The sequence below is a fragment of the Roseomonas gilardii genome (genome assembly GCF_001941945.1).
Lineage (GTDB): Bacteria > Pseudomonadota > Alphaproteobacteria > Acetobacterales > Acetobacteraceae > Roseomonas.
In genome coordinates this window covers 95,567-116,059 of sequence record NZ_CP015585.1, presented here as the reverse complement: position 1 = coordinate 116,059, position 20,493 = coordinate 95,567, and the positions used below count along the sequence as shown (strand labels likewise).

Here is a 20,493-nt window from a genome sequence, read left to right as displayed (position 1 = left end):
GGGGCGCGGCCCAGGCCGCGCCCCTTCCGCTTCCCAGAATCGCGGCTGAACCGCGATCGTCGTCTAGCCAGGTCAAGCGATGCACCCCCATCCAACCCGAAAGCAGCGCCGCGCGCAGCTCGCCGCGAGTGACAGCGTGGCCGAGCTGCTGGACGCGCAGCCGGCACCGATCGGCCACAACCGCCCTGCCCTTCCCGCTTATGCCCCCATGCCAGCGGGTGCCGTTTGCTCTCGCTGCCATCATTGGAAGGCGCCCGATCCGCACGACGGATCGGCTTATGACTATTGGCGGGCGACGGGCCGGAGCGCCTGTTACAACTACGAGCCAGATCGACGGCCCAGGCCCGAGCAGGACCGGCGCGGCTTCCTCACGATCTACCAGGGCGACGGGATCGTTTGGCAGGGCACAGAAGGCGACGAGCCGGCCGAGTTTCGACAGGGGGAGTTGTTCGCATGATTGCCGCCGCCCTCGCCTGCCTCTTTGTGGGCGACAGCACCGCCCAGGATGCCGCCCAGGCGTTTAATCGGCGGGCCGCGCTCCCTTGCCCCATCGTCGCCCGGGTTGGTGCAGGATCGGCCGAGGTGGCACGCTGGAGGCTGCCGGCGCCGCCGGCCCGCTTCGCTATCGTCGGGATCGGGACGAACGACCCAACCCGACCCGGATTGACGGCGAGCCTTTGGGCGACAAGGCGCAAGATACAGGCTGCGCGCGTGGTGTGGCTGCTCCCCTACCATCGAGGCGCAGCCGCCCAGGTGGAGGCCGTGGCGGCGAGCTGCGGCGATTATGTCCTAGACCTTGCAGAGCTGCCGACGCGCGACCGTATCCATCCCGCGACATATGCGGGCATCGCAACCGCCCTACGTCGCTTAGGTGTCCAATGACCGCCGCGCACGCTTGTTCGTCAACAGCGGAATATGTATTGTTTACAGCTATTGACGGCGCGGAAAGAGCGGGCGAGGGATCGCGCATGGCAGAAGGCAGAATGACTGCGGCCGAGTTCGAGGCGCTACAGCCTCGCTTACGCCGCCTCACGATCGACTCTTACAACGTCGCTCGCGCCGTCTTTGTGGACGGGATGCGGCCCGTTGAGGTTGCTACGCAGCACGGCACCAGCCGGCAGCGCGTCAACGGCATCATTCGGCGCGTTGAAGAAGCAATGAAGGAGTTTCCGGCCGACTGGCGCCGCGTCGATGTGTTCTTGCCGCCCGAGCTGGCGGCCCAGGTTGAGCGGATGGCCGAGGAAGCGCGCGCCGCCTATGCAGCAGGCGGCGCTAACAGCAGCTCCGGTTCCCCCGCGTAAGCCTTTCCACGCGGGCGCCGGCTAGCGGCCGGGAAGTAGTTGTAAAGCGTCGAGGGACCGACCTTTAGGCGCCGGGCCACTTCCGAGAAGGGCACCGGCGGGTCTGCTTCTAGCAACGTGCGCGCCGTGTCTATGTCGGCTTCCGTCAGCCGCCGAGGCCGCCCGCCCGTCCTTCCTCTAGCCCGTGCGGCATCTAGTCCGGCCTTGGTCCGCTCACGGATCAAGGCGCGCTCGAATTGCGCCAGAGCGCCGAACATATGAAAGATCAGCTCGCCGGCCGCGTTGCTGGCGTCGATCTGTTCGGACAGCGATCGTAACCCCACCCCATGCTTCTTGAGCGTGCCGACAGTCTCGATGAGCTGCGGCAACGAGCGCGCAAGCCGATCGAGGCGCCAAACAACGAGGGTGTCACCTTCGCGCATGTAGTCGAGCGCAGCTTTGAGGATCGGGCGCCCAGCTCGCGCACCCGACGCGGTTTCCTCAAAGACACGTTCGCAGCCAGCGGCCTTGAGCGCGTCGAGCTGGCCGGCGGCCTTCTGGTCCGCCGTTGAGACGCGGGCATATCCGACGAGCTGCGCCATTCGCTCCCTTTGTCTCCAACAACCCGTAACCGACCGCTAGTTTACGACGGTTAGGTTTGCGAGGGGTTTTCAGATGGATACTATGCCATCGGACGGGCGATTTCCAGGCGAAGGCTTCACCCCTCGCAAAACGGTCGGGGCTGTTGAAAAATGCGCGCTGGTAGCCGGTCCGGTTGAGGGCGAAATGAAACCCCAAGGTTTCTCGATCCCGTCTCGCATGGGATGGTATACTGGGAACGAGACGATCAGGTGCCTCACCCACCGGCCAGTGCTCGAACAAGCCGCAACTCAGGCCACCAACTCCGTCGCGAACGCTCGATACTTCCGCAGGGGGCGGCCAAGCAGCTTCTCTAGATCGGCCGCAGCTCCAGGCTGTCCGAGCACACCCTGGGAAAGGATGCCTACAAAGACCTGCTTGATGGCGTAGGCGGCCGAAGGTGACATTGCCTGACGCATCGACAGTTCGACCGATCCGAGGTCGTCACCCATATAGCGTATCGGCTCGCCGAGCACGTCAGACCACAATGCAGCCATGTCGCTCCCTTTGAAGGTCTCGGGCCCGACGACCTCGATCGTCACCGAGGGCAAAGGGGAGGCCGCTTCTTCCCGCCGTAGCAGTTCGAGCGCCGCAACCTCGCCGAGGTCACGCCCGTCCAGCAACGTCACGCCGATGTCGCCCAGCGGAGTGGCGTAGACATGGTCGTTGAGGATCGCGTCGCGCAACAGTACGTCGTTCTGGAACAGGGCATTAGGCCGCAGGATCGTCGTCGGCAGACCGCGCTCCGCTATAACGTGCTCCGTCATCAACTTGGCCGCTGCGCGCGAGGAGTTCTTGAACGTGTCTGCGCCCATCATCGAGAGATAGACGAAGCGCTCGATGCCCGCTTCCTCGGCCAAGCCGAGCACCAGCAACGCCCTTGCAAGCTCGTCGTCGGTAGCAGGGTTGAGCAGGAACACGGTACTGACCGAAGCGAGCAGTTCGCGCACGAAATCGACGTCGAGCGTATCGCCCCGGATGTAGCGTGCGCCACCGCTAATTGCGTTGCCTGAGGCTTTCGTGCCGAGCACGCTCACGTCCGCGTTGCGCCGAACGAGCTCTTCCACGACGAACGAGCCGATCTTCCCGGTACCGCCAATCACCAAAATCGTCACAATCGTCTCCTGCTGCCTCGTGGGTGGACGCCTTGATCGCGGCACTTAATGGTTGGACCTTTGGTCCAGTAGTGGACGATATGATCCGCAGTGTGCCACCAGTGGCACGTATGGACCTCGTAGCGCTCACCGCCTTTCAGCAGATTGCCGAGCATGGTGGCGTCGGGCGAGCTAGCCGGGCCGCAGCCGTGCCCAAGACGACGTTGTCGCGCCGCCTGCGCCAATTAGAGGAGGCGTTGGGTGTCCCTCTCGTAGAGCGCGGCCCCCGCCTGTTCCGATTGACCGACGAGGGCGTCGCACTCTTCGAACGCACGTGCGCGCTGCTAACTGAACTCGACGAGGCGGGGCGGTCTCTTGCGGGCGGCTTTGCCCATCCCCGTGGGCGCTTGCGCGTCAGCGCGCCGACCCTGTTTACCGACTTTCATATGGGCTCGATCGCGGCCACCTTCACCAGACGCTATCCCGAAATGATCCTAGAGATCGTCAGCGAGAACCGGGTGATCGACCCGCTTCAAGAGGGCTTCGATGCCGTGGTCCGGGTAAATCCGGACGCGAACGACGAGCTGGTAGGGCGTCTGCTCTACCGAGACGACATGCTGCTGGTTGCGTCCGGACCATGCCCCCCAACCTCTACGGTTGGGGAGATACTTGTCCCAGCCGTCGTCCTGTCGAGCGTCGCGACAGAACGACCCTGGACCGTTCAAGAGAAAGACAGACACAGAGATTTCCGACCGCAGCCGGTCTTGTGGACAACCTCTATCCTCGCGGCCCGACAGGCGGTGCTGGCCGGCACCGGCGCCGCCCTGCTCCCGCGCTCAGTAGTGGCGTCCGACCTCGTTGAAGGGCGGCTAACCTGCTGGGGGCGGTCGGCCGACCGTCCGGCCGAAATTTGGGTTCTCCACCGGTCGCGGCGGTTGCGCAGCCCCAAGCTGTCCGCATTTGTCGATTTTCTGTGCGCGGCCTTCGCGGAACAGCGAGAGCTTGACCGGCCTGGTCGCGCCGGATCGTGATGATCTGTTCCTGCACCGCCGTCGTGTCCATCCGACTCTAACGGAACAACGATCGGGTGTCTGGGAGCCTTCCCGCAAAGGACCTCCAACGGGACGACCGGCACCGACATAAATATCCGCTGTATCCCTGCCGAGGCTTTCCCAAAATATGTTCCCGAAATATGAGTCTCGAAATTCGCTGTTTGAGATGGGATAACGGGACTCATGCTGGTTGGTTATGCGCGTGTCTCGACCGCCGATCAGGACCTGACGTTACAAACCGATGCGCTGACCAAGGCCGGGTGCGAGAAGCTGTTCACCGACAAGGTGAGTGGCGCGAAGTTGAAACGTCCCGGTCTGACCGAAGCTCTCAATTTCGTGCGGGCTGGCGATACGCTCGTGATATGGAAGCTCGATCGCCTGGGCCGTTCGATTGGGGGCCTAATCGAACTGGCGGCCGACTTGTCCGCTCGCAAAATTGATTTCCGGTCCCTGACGGACGGGTTCGACACGGCCACCCCATCCGGCCGGCTGCTGTTCCATATCCTCGCCTCCGTCGCGGAAATGGAGCGCGAACTTATAAAGGAGCGGACGATTGCCGGTTTGGCAGCGGCGCGCGCAAAGGGCGGTACGGGCGGAGGCCGCAAGTCGGTCATGACGCCCGACATGCTCGACACCGCCCGCAAGCTGCTCAAGGCCGGCGACAAACCCGCGAAGGTCGCGAAGCTGCTACAGGTCGGCCGTTCCACCTTCTATCGCCACTTCCCTGCGGCCGAGCGCGAACCCGGCTAACCAGCGTCAGAAGATCGTCGCGTAGTAGGATTGCTCGAACCGGCCCCGACTGATCCGGGCCATGTGGTCGATCCGTTCCGGCACCGGGGGCCGGCGGCGGGTCCGTGCCGGTCGTGCGTCAGAACGGGCCAATAGCACGAGATTGGCAATGGCCGCGCCCAACAGAAACTCTTCCTCGGCACCGCGCAGGCCGCGAAGGTGCAAACGGGTTAACCCCCGCTTACCCTTGGCATCGGCAAACACCCGCTCGACGCCCCGACGCAGCCGCATCGACCGCTTGAATAGGGGCGTCTGCATCTCGCCGCGCACCAGCTCGCGCACGCCCTCATGTTCGCTGTGCGTGCCCTACCGCAAGGGACCGAAGGCTCGCACCCGCGAGGTCGAACTCGACGCCCCTGGTTGGGCTGTGATTGGCTATTCGCGCGCGCAGGCGCTGGCCGAAAAAGCCGTGCTGCCCGTCACCTTCGGGGCGCTGGATGGCGAAGCCAGTTGGCGCGACGAGGAGGGCGTCGAACTGGGCCCGCATCGCCTCGCCGGGGCCTATCCCGAGGAGACCACGCGCCCTGCCCTCTTCACGGCGCTGCGCACCGGTTTCGCCGAGGCGTTGCTCCGCGAGACTTTTCTGGCGGTCCGGGACCTGCGATCCCGCCGCCGGGAGCACCGTGGCTTGGCCCCGGGCGAGGCTGCACGAGGCCTAGGGAAACTGCTAGTGGTGGCGCCGGATCAGGCCGCCGCCAAGCACTACCTCGAGGTGATCCGTCGCTGGATCCCGCCCGCCCAGGCGGAGGAGGTGGCGCAGATTGCGACCTCCGACACCCCGCGGGCCCACGAGGTCCTCGCCGCCTTCCGGCTACGGGCGGAGCCCTCGATCCTGGTCACGGTCGCCATGGCCTATGAGGGGCTGGACGCGCCGGAAGTCGCCGTCGTCGCGGCCCTGACGCATATCCGCTCGCGTCCCTGGCTGGAGCAGATGGTGGCCCGGGCGACGCGGGTGGACCCGCATGCCGGGCCTTATGGAGATCAGCGCGCCCTGGTGTTCCACCCGGACGACCCGCTCTTCGCGCAGTTCCGCCGCCGCATGGAGACGGAGCAGGGCACGCTCGCCAGGCGGCCGAAGCCCCGCCGCGGCCAGGATGCGCTGCCGCTCTGGCTGCGGGACCAGCTGCCGCCGCCGAAGGAGGGGATCACCCCCCTCGCCTCCAACGCCCTTGCCATGCGTTTCGACACACTGCGACCAGGTCCGGAGTTAGCCATGCGGCGGCCGGAGCAGGAGGAGGCACAGGGCGAGATGCTCGAGCCTCCCTCGGTCGCCGAACGGCGGCTCCGGGCGCGGCTGGGTGAGATGGTGGCGGCTCAGGCGGTTGAGGACGAGGCAGGACGAGCGGGCTTACGAGGCGGCGTCGCCGGTCCTGGCCTGTATCACCGCTACAATGCCTGCCTGAAGCGGGTCAGCGGCAACAAGAGCCGGGCGCAGATGACCCTCGCGGAGCTGCAGGCGGCGATCGGCTGGATGGAGCGCAACCGCCTCGCCGACCATCTCCATCTGCTCGAGGACGATGCCCGGTACGCCTGGTCCGCGCGGCAGCGGAGCGAGTGGAAACCGCCCGTCGGGCGGCCAGCTTCGGTGCGGTCGTCCTAGCCTGCCTTGGCAGCCTTCCGCTTCGCCTTCTTGACGCCGGCAAAGGCCGCTTCTTTCAGAGACGGCGATGGCTTGAACTTGACAGTAGCGCCGGCCTTCACGGCGACCTTCTCGCCGGTGCGCGGATTGAGCGCACTGCGCTTCGGCGTCTCCCGCACCGTGAACGAGCCGAAGTCGGGGAGGGAGAATCGCCCGGTCTCGATGATCTCGGCCTTGATGGCTGCGATCAGATCCGCTGCCACTTGTCCCGAGGCAACGCCCGTCAGACCTGACGATTGCTGGATGACGTCGGTAAGGAATTTCTTCGACATGCCGGGCTTCTACGATGTCGCTCGAACCACAACAAGATCCGAGACGATCGACGCATTGGGTACTTCGCAGCAACTCCTCAGCCACACAGTTGAGCCATACATTAGCTCGCCATGGTTGGATAACGTCCGGCTTGCGTATGGCTCCAGTTTTGGCTTGTATGGCTTGACGGCCTGGATACCGGGCCAGCCAAGGCTGGGGCCGTTGTCCGCTGTCCCGATCTCTCCCACCTCGCCAGGAGTTCGTCATGTCCCGTCGTCTCTCGCTCGCCGCGCTGGCGATCCTGCCGGCCATTGTGCCCGGCACGGTCTTCGCGGCGGAATTGCCCAGCCAGCCCGTCCTCACCCTGGAGGCGGCCCGGACCGTCCTTTCGGCGGCCGAGGCTGAGGCGCGGCGGCAGGACTGGCATGGCGCGATCGCCGTCGCGGATGCGGGGGGCGCCTTGATCGCGATGGCACGCCTGGACGGGGCCGGGCCAGCCGCCGCGGAGATCGCCGCGGGCAAGGCCCGAACGGCGGCCATGTTCCGGCGTCCGACCAGCGTCTTCGAGGAGGCGATCAATGGCCAACGGCCTGCAGCCATCACCGCGCACTTCGTGATGATGGCTGGCGGCCTGCCGCTGGTTGCAGGTGGACAGGTCGTCGGCGCCGTGGGCGTGTCGGCGGAGACGCCGCAGCATGACGTCGCCATCGCCGAAGCCGGCCGTGCCGCTCTGCCTCATTGAGTGAGCATGCCGAACCATCCTGGCCGTCAGCCTCGATCCCGGGCTGCGTGTCTCGCCGCGATGATGACGCCCAGCCCAGCCTCGTGCAGTTCCGCGCTGCTCTCGGCCGGCAGGGCGCCCGCACAGCGTGAACGGCGGGCGCTGAGGCGAGGCGGGATGTAGATCACGCCTTGCGGCGTAGCGTGTCCTGGCTCGCGGGAACGCCGGCCCTGCACAGCCGGCTGACGATCACGGCGGAGATCACCGCGACCACCCCCGCCGCCGCGAGGGCTGCGGAAAAGCCGGCCGAATAGGCGGCATGGGCGTGCTCGATCGCTCGGGCGCGCTCGATGCCGGCCAGCCCAGCCACCGCGTTCGGCAGGTCGCCTGCCGCGACCGAGTCCGCAAAGCCCGGCGCGAAACGGCCCGGCTCAGCGAGCGTCCATCGGACCACCGTGGCAAGGACACCGCTGAGCGTCGCGAACCCCAGGAGAATGCCCGAGAACCGCGCGGTGGTGCTGATCCCGGATGCCATGCCCGCGCGCTCGTGGGGCACCACGCTCATGATCGCCTTCTGGGTCTCACCGTTCAGCAGGCCGCCCCCACTGCCCAGGATTGCCATGCCAAGAATGACCGTCCACCCGATGCCGAGGCTGGCGCCGCAGGCGGTCAGCCCGTTGCCGAGGCCCACAACGATCAGGCCGGTGGTGAGGACGCCGGCCGAGCTGAGGTGGCGGCCGAGGGCCCGGCCCACATAAGGAAAGGTGAGCATCGCGAGCGCGAAGGGCAGCATGGCGATGCCGGCCTGCAGCGCCGTGCGGCCGAGGCCGTTCTGGAGGAAGAGCGGCAGAAGGGAGGCCATCACCTGAGCACAGGCGGCGTAGGCGAACATGGCCCAGACGGCGCCGACAAAGCGCGGGAGGCGGAACAGGCCCAGGTCTAGCATGGGCCGCTCCTGCAGGCGCTCGGCGGTGACAAAGACGCCGCCGCCGCAGATCCCCACGGCGAAGCCGGTCAGGGCACTCGGGGAGGTCCAGCCATGCGCCTGGCCATTGATCAACCCCCAGGTCAGCCCGAACATGGCGGCGGAGAAGGACAGGATCCCGGCCGGGTCGAGCCTGCGCGCCGCGGCGTCCCTGGATTCCTGCACCAGCAGAAGGGTGGCCGCCGCGAGCGCGGCGCAGATCGGGACATTGACGTAGAAGGCCCAGCGCCAACCGAGGGCGTGCGCGATCAGGCCACCCAGCACGGGTGACAGGACCATAGTCAGGCCCATCATGCCACCCCAGATCGACCAGGCACGATTGCGCTCGGCCTCGCCGTGGAAGGTGTGGCCGATAACCGCCAGGGCTGGGGCCAGCAGAAAGGCGGCGCTGGCACCCTGGAGGGCCCGGGCGAGGCAGAGCGCCGTCGCCGAGGGTGCCAGTCCGCACAGCAGGGAGGCGGCCGCGAAGGCGCCGATGCCCGAGAGGAACACCCGCCGCCGTCCGAACCGATCCGCGATGGCGCCCGCCGGCAGAAGCAGGGAGGCGAAGCACAGGACGTAGGTGCTGATCACCCACTCGATCTCGGCGAAGCTCGCCCGGAAGTCGCGCGCGATCGTCGGCAGCACGATGGCCACGATGTTGGTGTCGAGCACCGTCATCGCGCAGCCCGTCGAGGCGGTGAGCAGGATGGGCAGCGGGTTGATCGCGCGGCTCTCACTGGGGTGGTGAACAGTCAAGGCACTGCTCCCTGTCGGGTTGAGGCAGGGATCAGGCAGCCCGGCGCACAGGGGTCCAGCCGACCTCTTCGCCGACAGAGACCAGCGCATCGACGAGATCGCGCATCTGCGTCGTGGTGTGGAACGGGGTCGGCGTGATGCGCAGCCGCTCCTCGCCACGCTTCACCGTGGGGTAGTTGATCGGTTGGACATAGATGCCGTGCCGCTCGAGCAGCAGCTCACTGATCCGACGGCACAGATGCGCCTCACCCACGATCACCGGCAGGATGTGTGTGGGCGTGTCGAGCACCGGCAGGCCAGCCGCCTTCATCATCGACTTGAGGGTGCTGGCGTTCTCGGCCTGGCGGGCGCGGATCTCCGGATGGGCCTTCACGTGCCGGATCGCGGCAAGCGCGCCTGCCGCCAGATGAGGGGCGAGCGAGGTCGAGAAGATGAAGCTGTCAGCCAGGCTCCGGATCGCGTCCATCATGAGGGCGGGGCCGGCGACATAGCCTCCCATCACTCCGAAGGCCTTGGCCAGCGTGCCCTCGATCAGGGTTAGCCGGTGGGCGATCCCCTCACGCTCGGCGATCCCGCCGCCGCCTGGGCCGTACAGCCCGACCGCATGCACCTCATCGAGGTAGGTGATCGCACCGTACTTCTCGGCGACGTCACAGATCGCCGCGACGGGCGCGATGTCGCCATCCATGCTGTAGACGCTCTCGAAGGCGACGATCTTTGGCCGCTCGGGATCGATGCTCCCCATCAGCTGGTCCAGATGGGCCACGTCGTTGTGTCGGAAGATGAAGCGTTCCGCCCCCGAGCGGCGGATGCCCTCGATCATCGAGTTGTGGTTGAGCGCGTCGGAGAAGATGGCGCAGCCGGGCAGCAGCCGGCCCAGCGTGCCCAAGGCGGCCAGGTTCGAGATCCAGCCGGAGGTAAAGATCAGCGCCGCCTCCTTGCCGTGGAACTCGGCCAGCTCGGCCTCCAGCGCCACATGCTGGCGGTTGGTCCCCGAGATGTTCCGGGTACCGCCCGTGCCGGCGCCGCAGCGGTGGATCGCCTGGTGCATGGCGGCGAGGACATCGGGGTGCTGACCCATGCCGAGATAGTCATTGCTGCACCAGACCGTCACGCGTCGCGTGCCCCCATCCGGGTGGTGCCAAAGGGCCACCGGGAAGGCGCCGGCGAGGCGCTCCAGCTCGATGAAGGTGCGGTAGCGACCGTCCTGCTTCATCTCGGTGACCAGGCTCTGGAGAGCGGCGTCGACGTTCATTCTTCGGCACTTTCGGGCAGGGTTGGGCCGTCGGGGTGGTCACCCGCGCCCTGGCAGGCGGCTACGCCCCGGACCATAATGTACGCCATAGAAGCATACAATGAACCCCTGCATGCCGCGAGATCTGCTTCCATCCTCAACCCGCCTATGCTAGTAATGTATGGCATTAGACCATACAAAGTGAGGGCGCGATGTGGCACCCGTGGCTGAACGACGGCGCTCGCATGAAGTACCTGGGGATCGTGGAGGCGCTCGAGACGGACGTGAGGTCCGGCCGGGTCGCGCGGGGTGAGCGGCTGCCACCACAGCGCGCCATCGCCGAAGCACTCGACGTTGACCTGACCACGGTAACCCGGGCCTTCAACGAGGCGCGCCGGCGGGGCCTCATCGAGGCCCAGGCCGGGCGCGGCACCTATGTCAGCGAGCGGCCCAAGGGTAGCGGTCCCGCCGTCGAGCCCGCGCCGCTGATCGACCTCAGCATGAACATCCCGCCGCAGCCCTCCGTGGCCGATTTCAAGAAGATCTTCCCCCAGGGCATCGTGGGAATCCTCGACAGCCCGCGCGGGATGCTCAGTCTCCACTATCAGGAGAGCACTGGCGCGGCCCAGGACCGGCATGCCGCCGCTTGCTGGCTCGCGCCTCGCCTGCCCGGCCTGACCGGGGATCGGGTCGTGGTCACGGGCGGCGCGCAGTGCGCCCTGTTCGCCATCTGCGAGCTTCTGCTGCAGAAGGGCGACGTGGTCGTGGCTGGGGCGATGACCTATCCCGGCTTCAAGGCGGTGGCCGCCCAGCGGGGGCTCGTCCTGGAGCCACTCGCCATGGACGAGCACGGCATCCGTCCTGACGCATTTGAGAAGGCCTGCCGGGAGAAGGCGCCCAAGGCGCTCTACCTGATCCCGAGCATCGACAATCCCACCACGGTCACCCTGCCCGAGGACCGGCGCCGCGCGATCGCGACGCTCGCCCGCAAGCATAAGGTCGCCATCATTGAGGATGATCCCTACGCGCCGCTGCGACCCGAGCGGACCGTCGCGATGGCGGAGCTCGCCGGTGATATCACCTGGCACATCGCCACGCTGTCCAAATGCGCCACGCCCGCCCTGCGCGTCGCCTATGTGGCCGCGCCGAGCGCCGCTGGTGCTCTCAGGCTTGCCGGCATTCTGCGCACCACCGTCCTGATGGCGCCACCGCTCATGTCAGCCCTGGCCAGCCGGTGGATTGCCAACGGCACCCTGGACCAGCTCAGCCGCGCCATCAGCATTGAGAACGTCGAGCGTCAGAAGCTCGCGGCGACGATCCTGACAGACCTCCGCTTTGCCGCCGATCCGCACGGGCATCACCTTTGGCTCCAGCTGCCCGAACACTGGCGCGCCTCGGACTTCGCCGATCACGCCGATCGTGCCGGCGTCTCCATCGTTCCGAGCGCCGCCTTTGCCGTGACAATGCATCCCATCGAGGCCGTGCGGATCTCGCTCGGCGTCGCGCCCGATCGCGGCGTGCTGGAGGACGGACTGACCCAGCTCGTGAGCCTCCTGTCACAACCCTCCCTCACCACGAGGGCGGTCGTGTAGTTTCGGACAAAGGATTGACAGCCGTGTCTTTTCTTCAGAGGGCCGCCGTCGTGCTGCCCTCGCCGCGTCTCTCTCACCGGACATCGTCGCGTCAGCAGCATGGCGTCGCGGGCGCAGGCCAGGGAGGTTTGTCATGTTCGGACTGACCGCGCTCGAGCTGGCCCGCATCCAGTTCGGCTTCACCGTCTCCTTCCACATCATCTTCCCGGCGATCACCATCGGGCTTGCCAGTTACCTCGCGGTGCTGGAGGGCCTCTGGCTCTGGAAGAAGGACGGCCTCTTTCGGGACCTCTATCATTTCTGGTCGAAGATCTTTGCCGTCAACTTCGCCATGGGTGTCGTCTCCGGGCTGGTCATGGCCTACCAGTTCGGCACCAACTGGAGCTACTTCTCCTCCTTCGCCGGCAGCATCACCGGCCCGCTGCTCGCCTATGAGGTGCTGACCGCCTTCTTCCTGGAGGCCGGCTTCCTCGGCGTCATGCTGTTCGGCTGGAACAAGGTCGGTCCAGGCCTCCACTTCTTCGCAACGCTGATGGTCGCCCTCGGCACGTTGATCTCCGCGACCTGGATCCTGGCCTCGAACAGCTGGATGCAGACGCCGCAGGGTTTTGAGATCATCGACGGCCGCGTCGTGCCGGTCGATTGGCTGAAGGTCATCTTCAACCCGTCCTTCCCCTACCGCCTCGTGCACATGACCATCGCCGCCTATCTCTCGACGGCGCTGTTCGTCGGTGCCTCGGGGGCCTGGCACCTGCTGCGCGGGCGGAACGCACCGGCCGTGCGCACCATGTTCTCGATGGCGATGTGGATGGTGCTCGTCGTGGCGCCCATCCAGATCGCCGTCGGCGACGCTCATGGCCTGAACACCCTGGAGCATCAGCCGGCGAAGATCGCCGCCATGGAGGGGCACTGGCGGAACGAGCCAGGACAGGGTGTGCCGCTGATCCTGTTTGGCTGGCCCGACATGGCGGCGGAGACGACACGCTACGCGGTGGAGATCCCCCGCCTCGGCAGCCTGGTCCTCACCCACAGCCTCGACGGCCAGTTCCGGGGCCTCAGCGAGTTCGCGCCGGAGGACCGTCCCAACTCCACCGTCGTCTTCTGGTCGTTCCGGGTGATGGTGGGCCTCGGCATGTTGATGCTGCTGCTGGGCGTCTGGGGCCTGTGGCTGCGCCGTGGCGGCAGGCTGTATGGCTCCAGGCTCTTCCTGCGTTTCGCGATGCTGATGGGACCGAGCGGCCTGATCGCCATCCTGGCCGGGTGGTTCACCACCGAGATCGGACGCCAGCCCTGGGTGGTCTATGGCGTCATGCGGACCGAGCATGCGGTGTCGAACCATTCGGCCCTCGCGCTCTCGGCGACCCTGGCCGTGTTCCTCGTCATGTACTGCGCGGTCTTCGGCACCGGCATCAGCTACATGATCAAGCTGGTCGCCAAGGGTCCGACGGTCGGCGACGACCACGCGCAGGACAAGGGCCAGGTGCTGCGCCCGGCGCGGCCGCTCTCGGCCGCACCCGACGACATCGATCCGGCCATCGTCTGAGGAGGTGTGATCATGGGCATCGACCTTCCCCTCATTTGGGCGATCATCATCGGCTTCGGGCTGATGATGTATGTCGTCATGGACGGCTTCGACCTGGGGATCGGGATCCTGTTCCCCTTCGTGGCGGATCGGGGCGACCGGGACACGATGGTCAACACCGTGGCACCGGTCTGGGACGGAAACGAGACTTGGCTGGTGCTGGGCGGGGCGGCGCTGCTCGCCGCCTTTCCGCTGGCCTATGCGACCATCCTGAGTGCTCTCTACCTCCCGCTCGTGCTGATGCTTGCCGGCCTGATCTGGCGCGGCGTCGCCTTCGAGTTCCGCTTCAAGGCCGACGAGGCGCACCGGCCCTTCTGGGACAAGGCTTTCGCCTGGGGGTCCTACATCGCCACCTTCTCGCAAGGGGCTGCGCTGGGCGCCTTCATCAACGGGTTTCCGCTTGAGAGCGGGGCCTATGTGGGGGGCCTGTTCGGCTGGCTCACGCCCTTCAGCCTGTTCACCGGCCTTGCCCTCCCGGTCGCCTACGCGCTCCTGGGTGCCAGCTGGCTGGTGATGAAGACCGAAGGCGAACTCCAGGCCCGCATGCGGGCCCTGGGGCGGCCGGTGATGATCGCCCTGCTCGTGGCCATCCTGGTCGTCAGCCTTTGGACCCCCCTGGCGCATGCCGAGGTCGCGGCCCGCTGGTTCGCGCTGCCGAACCTGCTGTTCTTCGCGCCGGTGCCCGTGCTGGTGCTGGTGGCGGCGATCGGCCTGTGGAAGGCGCTCGGCCGCGACAGTCACGCCGCGCCCTTCCTCCTGTCTCTGCTGCTGCTGTTCCTGGGCTACACCGGTCTCGCCATCAGCCTGTGGCCCAATATCATTCCGCCCGGGATCTCGATCTGGGACGCCGCGGCGCCGCCGCAGAGCATGGGCTTCGCGCTGATCGGCGCCCTGTTTATCATCCCGTTCATTCTCGCCTACACCGCGTGGTCGTACTACGTCTTCCGCGGCAAGGTGAAAGCCGGCGAGGGATACCATTGAGGCTGAGCCACTCCTCTCCGTCCCTCCGGCTCTGGTCGCAGCGGGTCGGCTGGCTGGTCCTGATCTGGACGTTGAGCGTCGGAGGTCTCGCGATTGCCGCGTTGCTGTTCCGACTGCTCATGCGCAGCGCTGGAATGACGACGTGACCCAAGGGACTTGTCTGGAGTGGGGCACCCGGCCCCACTCCGCCGGACCCTGGATGCTCTGAAGGAGAATGCCGCCCCGCCACGGCTCCCAGATGACGGCCCCGGTGCGGTGCACAGGTCAGCGGTGCGATGCTACCAACTTGAACGCCAGGCCGAAAAAGATGATTCCGGCAAACCTGTTCAGCCGAACCTGTGCCCGCTCTGCGCCCGCCCCGGAGTGGCGGCATGACCCTTTACCAGGCCGTGGCTCAGCCCTTCGTGGAGTTCGGCTTCATGCGGCGCGCGCTGGTCGCCTGCATGGCCCTGGCGCTCGGCTCCGGGCCGGTCGGCGTGCTGCTCATGTTGCGCCGCATGAGCCTGGTCGGAGACGCAATGAGCCACGCCGTGCTCCCGGGTGCGGCCATCGGTTATCTGCTGGCCGGACTGTCGCTGCCGGCGATGAGCCTTGGCGGTGTGGTGACCCGCACCACGGCCCTGCGCGAGGATGCCAGCTTTGCCAGCTTCTATCTGATCTCCCTCGCCGCGGGTGTGCTGATCGTTTCCCTGCGCGGCTCCAACATCGACCTCCTGCATGTGCTGTTCGGCACCATCCTCGCCATCGACGCACCGGCTTTGTACCTGGTGGGCACGATCTCATCCTTCACGCTGCTGGTGCTCGCCGTCGTCTATCGGCCACTTGTGGTGGAATGCTTCGATCCGGGCTTCCTGCGCGCGGTGGATGGGCACGGCTCGCTGTACCACCTGCTGTTCTTGGCGCTGCTGGTCATCAACCTTGTCGCAGGCTTTCAGGCGCTCGGGACCTTGATGGCGGTCGGGCTGATGATGCTGCCAGCAGCGGCCGCGCAGCTCTGGGCCCGCAGCCTACCTGGGCTGGCGGCCACCGCGGCGTGCATGGCCATGGCGTCCGGGTTCATCGGACTGATCGTCTCCTTTCATCTTGGCCTCGCTTCCGGCCCGTCGATCGTGCTGACGGCCGGACTGTTTTACGCCCTGTCGTTGCTGTTCGGCCCGCGCGGATGGCTGCGCCGTTTGATCCCGCGCCCGCACCTCGCGGGCTGACCCAAGGAACACCTTCATGAAAAGACGATATCTGATGGTTGGTGCGGCGCTGGCCGTGATGGCGTTCGCACAGCCCGCCCTGGCTAAGACACTGGAAGCCGTGGCGAGCTTCACCGTGCTCGCAGACATGGTGCACCAGGTCGGCGGCGAACGCGTGCATGTGGTCAGTCTGGTCGGGCCGAATGGAGACCCCCATGTCTACGAACCCTCGCCCGATGATGCACGCCACCTGAAAGCGGCTGATATCGTGTTCGTCAGCGGCCTCGGACTTGAAGGCTGGATGGATCGGCTGATCTCCGCCTCCGGCTACGCCGGCAAACCTGTCGTGGCTTCGGACGGGATCCGGACGCTGCGCATGGAGGAGGACGGCAGGAAGGTCACCGACCCCCATGCCTGGAACAGCGCAGCCAACGGCGTGATCTACGTGCACAACATCGTTCGCGCGCTCTCAGCCGCGGATCCCGCCGGGGCCGCAGCCTATCAGGAAAACGGCGACCGCTATGCGCGACAGCTTGAGCAACTCGACGATTACGCGCGGCGGACAATGGAAGCCATTCCGCTCGCCCGGCGCAAGGTGCTGACCACGCATGACGCCTTCGGCTACTTCGCTGACCGCTATAAGGTCACTTTCCTGTCCCCGCTCGGCATCTCGACCGAGAGCGAACCGTCTGCGCAGCAGATGGCAAAGCTGATCGAGCAGATCAGGAGCGAGCATGTCCGCGCCTACTTCTTTGAGAACAGCAACGACTCGCGTCTTGTGCAGCAGATTGCCCGCGCCACTGGAGCGAAGCCAGGCGGCGAGCTCTACGTCGAGGCTCTGTCGCCTCCAGATGGGCCGGCACCGACCTACGCGGCCATGTTCCGCTATAACGTCGATCAGCTTGCGGCAGCCATGCGCGATGGGAAGATGTAGATCGGAAGGAGCATTGCGAGCTTCGCCTCCATGAAGGCGAGGTAGAGCGTACCCATCCGGTGAGTCACGCCTTCTCAGCCTTGGGTGATCTCTGATCTTACGGATGTTCTTAAGGGTGTCGGTAAGGGCGGGCGGGTGGGATGGAGATCATCAATGGGGTGGAGCGGCGTCGGCGCTGGCGGACGGAGGACAAGCTCCGGATCCTGGCCGAGATTGATGCCGGTGCCCGGCTTGCTGTTGTCGCGCGACGGCATGACGTCAGCCGTGGCCTGATCTGGCAGTGGCGTGACGCCCAGCGGCGGGGACGGCTGGTGGTCGAGACGCCGAGTTTTGTGCCTGTCCACGTCGTATCAGCCCTTCCTGGAGCCGAGGCCATGGAACGGGTTGGAGGAGCATCCTGCCCGGGCGATGCCCTGGAGGGTGAGCGCTCCGTCGAGATCGTGTTGCCGGACGGCACGCGCCTGCGCGTGGCTGAGAACATCGGGGCGGCTGCCCTGCGCCGTCTGCTGTTGGTGCTCCGCGGGTGATCCCGGTTCCCTCTGGTGTCCGCGTCTGGCTCGCAGTCGGGCATACGGATATGCGCCGCGGCATGAATGGTCTGGCCCTGCAGGTGCAGGAGGCGCTCGGACGTGATCCGCACGCGGGCGATCTGTATGTCTTTCGGGGCAAGCGCGGCGACCTGCTCAAGATCCTGTGGCACGACGGGCTCGGCATGTCCCTCTACGCCAAGAGGCTGGAACGAGGACGCTTCCTCTGGCCCACGACCGCAGGCGATGTCGCGCCGATCTCCGCTGCGCAATTGGCTTACATGCTTGACGGCATCGATTGGCGGAACCCGCAACTGACTTACAGACCTCAGGCCGCGGGCTGACCCTCAGCGGAGGACTGTGCTGGCAAAGCGCGGCTGTCCCTGATTCACTTCCAGCATGACGCCCGCCGCGGCTGACCCTGACGACGTCGAGACCCTGCGCGCGGCCCTGGCGGCTGAGCGGGAGGCGCGCCTCGCGGCCGAGGCCCGTGCCACCGGCGCCGAGGCGATGATCACGCACCTCAAGCTGGTGATCGCCAAGCTGCGACACGACAAGTTCGGTGCCTCCTCCGAGCGCGGCCGTAAGCTGCTGGATCAGCTGGAGCTGGAACTCGGCGAGTTGGTCGCCACAGCAGCCGAGGATGCGACGCGAGCGGAGAACCCGGCTGGAACCTGGCCCGGAGCACCGCCGCGCAAGCCGTCGCGCGGTCCTCTGCCTGCCCACCTGCCGCGCGAACGGGTGCTGCTCCCGTCACCCGCCGCCTGCCCCTGCTGCGGCGGCAAACTGTCCAAGCTCGGTGAGGACGTGACCGAGACCCTGGAGGTGATCCCGCGCTCGTGGAAGGTCGTCCAGACCGTGCGGGAGAAGTTCTCCTGCCGTCAGTGCGAGGTGATCACCCAGCCGCCCGCGCCGTTCCATCCGATCGCCCGCGGACGTGCCGGGCCGAACCTGCTCGCCATGGTCCTGGAGGCCAAGTTCGGCCAGCACCTGCCGCTGAACCGGCAGAGCGAGAGCTATGCCCGTGAGGGCGTGGAGCTGAGCGTCTCCACCCTGGCGGACTGGGTCGGCACCGCGGCGGCAGTGCTCTCACCCCTCCATGCCCTCATCGAGGCGCATGTTCTGGCCGCCGAGCGCCTGCACGGGGACGACACCACCGTACCGCTGCTCGCGCGCGGCAAGACGGTCACCGCCCGCCTCTGGACCTATGTGCGGGACGACCAGCCCTTTGCTGGCCCCGCGCCACCGGCGGCCGTGTTCTACTTCTCGCGCGACCGCACCGCCGAGCACCCCAAGCGGCACCTGGCCTCCTATACGGGGATCCTGCAGGCAGATGCCTATGCTGGGTTTGGTGATCTCTACCTGCCCGGCCGCAAGCCCGGACCGATCATGGAGGCGGCGTGCTGGGCGCATTTCCGGCGCAAGGTGTTCGAACTGGCGGAGGTCGCCCGCGCGCCGCTGGCTGCCGAGGCCGTGCGCCGCATCGACCGGGTGTTCGAGGCCGAGCGGGCCGTGAACCGGTGTCCGGCGGCCGAACGCCTGTCGCACCGGCAGAGCGTCGTCGCCCCACTCGTCGCTGATCTCCATGCCTGGATGCTGGAGACCAGGGGCAGGCTGTCGCGTCACAACGATCTGGCCAAGGCGCTGGACTATGCGCTCAAGCGTTGGGCCGCATTCACTCAGTTCCTCAGCGATGGCCGGATCTGCCTCACCAATAACGCCGCCGAGCGCGCCCTCCGCGGCGTGGCCCTTGGCAGAAAGGCATGGCTGTTCGCGGGCAGTGACCGTGGCGGCGAGCGGGCTGCAATGATCTACGCCCTGATCACCACCGCGAAGCTGAACGGCATCGACCCGCGTGCCTGGCTCGCCAATGTGCTCGCCCGTATCGCCGATCACCCCGCCTCCAGGCTCGACGAGCTCCTGCCCTGGAAGTGGCAGCGTTCCCGAGCGCCCGCGACTGCCGCCGCCTGAGCGTCAACCGCGGCCGTCACCGCATGGATACTGTTCACCTATCCTGAAGCGGACATCGATCCGTACACCCATGAAAGCTCGGCTGGGTGCCCATGCGCCGCGCTTGGTACTGCCACCTACCCTGATGAAGACCCGGTCAGGCGGGGGCGGCCCAGGCAGAAATGCCTGCGGCGTCACGTTCCCCCGTCAGCGCCTGCGCGACCGCTTCCGCCATCGCGGGTGCCAGCTTGAAGCCATGGCCAGAACAAGCGCTGACGACCCAGGTGCGATCACCGGTGGGACGGACGATGAAGCGCTCGTCCTCCGTCACCGTGTAGAAGCAGGCACGGCGCTCGAGCACGGTGTAGCGCTCGAAGTCGCGGTAGACGAGCGGCAGGGCGGCCGACAGCACCTCCAGATCCTCCGACCGTGCGACGCGATCGTCATCCGGATCGCCCCGGCGCGAGAACAGGTGGTCGCCAACCTTGAGCCGCATGCCCTGGCGCGGCGGCAAGGTGTAAGTGCTCCCGATATCGCCGGAGAAGTCGCGCGTGATGATGGCAGGCGCCGTGGCCCAGGCTGAGGCCAGGTCGGAGGGTGGTGCCAGGTAGACCACAGCCTGGCGCGATGGCACGGCAATCCCCTTGAGCGCGGGGACCAAGCGGTCCACCCAGGCACCGGCGGCGACCACAACGGCGTCGGCCCGGTGCCGCTCGCCATTGGCCACCACTTCCCCTGCATCAGCGTTGACGGCGCTGATCTTGCACGACGGCACGAACTGGACGCCCATACCGGGCAGCGCGGCCACAAGAGCGGTCATGATGATGGACGGGAACAGCACGCCCGCGCCGCCCGTCTCGACCACGCGGGTAACACCGTCGCAGTTGAGCATGGGGTAACGTCCTGGCACGGCGTCCAGGGGCACGTCCCCGTACGCGACCCCTAGCTCGTCGAGCGACTGGGCGGTGATGTCGTACCAACCATTGTCGCCACGCAGCACGTAGGTGAGACCGGTCTCGAGGTAGCCACGCTGCTGCCCCGCCGGGAAGATGTCGCCCCAGAGACGGTCCCAGAGCGAGAACGCCCCGGGCATCAGGCGCGCATATGCGGGCATCGCGCCGTAGGCGTGGCGGATGATCCGGTGCTCGTCGAAGGAGGAGCAATGCGGGTTAGGCAGTGGCCCTTGTTCGAACACCGTCACCCGCACACCGCGACGGCTGAGCGCCCAGGCCGTCAGCAGTCCGGCGATGCCGCCACCCACAACCGATACGTACCTCATCACTGTCCACCATCAACGTGTCTGCCGCGGCAGCCTACACC

At 66.8% G+C, this 20,493-nt stretch carries 22 protein-coding genes; 15 read left to right on the top strand and 7 right to left on the bottom strand.

Annotation, left to right across the window (positions count from 1 at the left end; genetic code table 11):
* Positions 1–136: 136 nt before the first annotated feature.
* A complete protein-coding gene (locus tag RGI145_RS23260) occupies positions 137–457 on the top strand; it encodes a hypothetical protein (RefSeq protein ID WP_156878762.1) in 321 nt (106 codons plus the stop codon).
* A gap of 421 nt (positions 458–878) precedes the next feature.
* Positions 879–1,301, top strand: a complete 423-nt coding sequence (locus tag RGI145_RS23250; protein ID WP_083671507.1) for a TrfB-related DNA-binding protein — start codon at positions 879–881, stop codon at positions 1,299–1,301.
* On the opposite strand, the gene RGI145_RS23245 is transcribed toward RGI145_RS23250, so the two are convergent.
* Positions 1,256–1,882, bottom strand: coding sequence for a recombinase family protein (locus RGI145_RS23245; RefSeq protein WP_075800914.1), 627 nt, complete (start codon positions 1,880–1,882; stop codon positions 1,256–1,258). The two genes, RGI145_RS23250 and RGI145_RS23245, sit on opposite strands and share 46 nt — an antisense overlap.
* 288 nt (positions 1,883–2,170) lie before the next feature.
* Positions 2,171–3,034: an SDR family oxidoreductase gene (locus RGI145_RS23240; RefSeq protein WP_075800913.1), complete on the bottom strand. Its 864-nt coding sequence runs from the start codon at positions 3,032–3,034 to the stop codon at positions 2,171–2,173.
* A gap of 23 nt (positions 3,035–3,057) precedes the next feature.
* On the opposite strand from RGI145_RS23240, the gene RGI145_RS23235 reads away from it, so the two are divergent.
* Together RGI145_RS23235 and RGI145_RS23230 are read left to right on the top strand one after the other, a co-directional pair.
* Positions 3,058–4,044 (top strand): LysR family transcriptional regulator, encoded by a 987-nt coding sequence (locus RGI145_RS23235; RefSeq protein WP_335740099.1) that lies wholly within the window; start codon positions 3,058–3,060, stop codon positions 4,042–4,044.
* Positions 4,045–4,248: 204 nt separating this feature from the next.
* Positions 4,249–4,815 (top strand): recombinase family protein, encoded by a 567-nt coding sequence (locus RGI145_RS23230; RefSeq protein ID WP_075800911.1) that lies wholly within the window; start codon positions 4,249–4,251, stop codon positions 4,813–4,815.
* 6 nt (positions 4,816–4,821) lie between these two features.
* On the opposite strand, the gene RGI145_RS23225 is transcribed toward RGI145_RS23230, so the two are convergent.
* Positions 4,822–5,136, bottom strand: coding sequence for a transposase (locus tag RGI145_RS23225; RefSeq protein ID WP_237183369.1), 315 nt, complete (start codon positions 5,134–5,136; stop codon positions 4,822–4,824).
* Positions 5,137–5,155: 19 nt separating this feature from the next.
* Between RGI145_RS23225 and RGI145_RS23220 the strand changes: the two genes are divergently transcribed.
* Positions 5,156–6,454 (top strand): DEAD/DEAH box helicase, encoded by a 1,299-nt coding sequence (locus tag RGI145_RS23220; protein WP_208864054.1) that lies wholly within the window; start codon positions 5,156–5,158, stop codon positions 6,452–6,454.
* On the opposite strand, the gene RGI145_RS23215 is transcribed toward RGI145_RS23220, so the two are convergent.
* The gene (locus RGI145_RS23215; protein ID WP_075800909.1) at positions 6,451–6,765 is read right to left on the bottom strand and encodes an HU family DNA-binding protein; all 315 of its coding nucleotides are present in this window, start codon (positions 6,763–6,765) and stop codon (positions 6,451–6,453) included. The two genes, RGI145_RS23220 and RGI145_RS23215, sit on opposite strands and share 4 nt — an antisense overlap.
* A gap of 245 nt (positions 6,766–7,010) precedes the next feature.
* Between RGI145_RS23215 and RGI145_RS23210 the strand changes: the two genes are divergently transcribed.
* Positions 7,011–7,487, top strand: coding sequence for a GlcG/HbpS family heme-binding protein (locus tag RGI145_RS23210; RefSeq protein ID WP_075800908.1), 477 nt, complete (start codon positions 7,011–7,013; stop codon positions 7,485–7,487).
* 163 nt (positions 7,488–7,650) lie between these two features.
* Here RGI145_RS23210 and RGI145_RS23205 read toward each other — a convergent pair whose 3' ends face one another.
* A complete protein-coding gene (locus RGI145_RS23205; protein WP_237183374.1) occupies positions 7,651–9,111 on the bottom strand; it encodes an MFS transporter in 1,461 nt (486 codons plus the stop codon).
* 109 nt (positions 9,112–9,220) lie between these two features.
* A complete protein-coding gene (gene hemA, locus RGI145_RS23200; RefSeq protein ID WP_075800906.1) occupies positions 9,221–10,444 on the bottom strand; it encodes a 5-aminolevulinate synthase in 1,224 nt (407 codons plus the stop codon).
* Positions 10,445–10,635: 191 nt separating this feature from the next.
* On the opposite strand from hemA, the gene RGI145_RS23195 reads away from it, so the two are divergent.
* The 9 genes from RGI145_RS23195 (at position 10,636) to tnpC (ending at position 19,194) form a co-directional block, all read left to right on the top strand.
* A complete protein-coding gene (locus RGI145_RS23195) occupies positions 10,636–12,015 on the top strand; it encodes an aminotransferase-like domain-containing protein (RefSeq protein WP_075800905.1) in 1,380 nt (459 codons plus the stop codon).
* Between the two features lie 133 nt (positions 12,016–12,148).
* On the top strand, positions 12,149–13,558 hold the full coding sequence (locus RGI145_RS23190) for a cytochrome ubiquinol oxidase subunit I (RefSeq protein WP_075800904.1): 1,410 nt from the start codon (positions 12,149–12,151) through the stop codon (positions 13,556–13,558).
* 12 nt (positions 13,559–13,570) lie between these two features.
* The gene (cydB, locus tag RGI145_RS23185) at positions 13,571–14,578 is read left to right on the top strand and encodes a cytochrome d ubiquinol oxidase subunit II (RefSeq protein ID WP_075800903.1); all 1,008 of its coding nucleotides are present in this window, start codon (positions 13,571–13,573) and stop codon (positions 14,576–14,578) included.
* Positions 14,579–14,580: 2 nt separating this feature from the next.
* The gene (locus RGI145_RS23180) at positions 14,581–14,724 is read left to right on the top strand and encodes a DUF2474 domain-containing protein (RefSeq protein WP_083671540.1); all 144 of its coding nucleotides are present in this window, start codon (positions 14,581–14,583) and stop codon (positions 14,722–14,724) included.
* 225 nt (positions 14,725–14,949) lie between these two features.
* A complete protein-coding gene (locus RGI145_RS23175) occupies positions 14,950–15,783 on the top strand; it encodes a metal ABC transporter permease (protein ID WP_075800902.1) in 834 nt (277 codons plus the stop codon).
* A gap of 16 nt (positions 15,784–15,799) precedes the next feature.
* Positions 15,800–16,696 carry a metal ABC transporter substrate-binding protein gene (locus RGI145_RS23170; RefSeq protein WP_075800901.1) on the top strand — a complete coding sequence of 299 codons (897 nt, stop codon included), beginning with the start codon at positions 15,800–15,802 and terminating at the stop codon, positions 16,694–16,696.
* Between the two features lie 140 nt (positions 16,697–16,836).
* Complete coding sequence (gene tnpA / locus RGI145_RS23165) at positions 16,837–17,223, top strand: IS66-like element accessory protein TnpA (RefSeq protein ID WP_075800900.1); 387 nt, start codon at positions 16,837–16,839, stop codon at positions 17,221–17,223.
* Positions 17,220–17,567: an IS66 family insertion sequence element accessory protein TnpB gene (gene tnpB, locus RGI145_RS23160; protein ID WP_075800899.1), complete on the top strand. Its 348-nt coding sequence runs from the start codon at positions 17,220–17,222 to the stop codon at positions 17,565–17,567. Before tnpA ends, tnpB begins: the two co-directional genes overlap by 4 nt.
* Before the next feature lie 55 nt (positions 17,568–17,622).
* A complete protein-coding gene (gene tnpC, locus RGI145_RS23155) occupies positions 17,623–19,194 on the top strand; it encodes an IS66 family transposase (RefSeq protein WP_075800898.1) in 1,572 nt (523 codons plus the stop codon).
* A gap of 136 nt (positions 19,195–19,330) precedes the next feature.
* Here the strand turns inward: tnpC and RGI145_RS23150 are convergent, their stop codons facing one another.
* Positions 19,331–20,434, bottom strand: coding sequence for an NAD(P)/FAD-dependent oxidoreductase (locus RGI145_RS23150; protein WP_237183368.1), 1,104 nt, complete (start codon positions 20,432–20,434; stop codon positions 19,331–19,333).
* Positions 20,435–20,493: the final 59 nt, after the last annotated feature.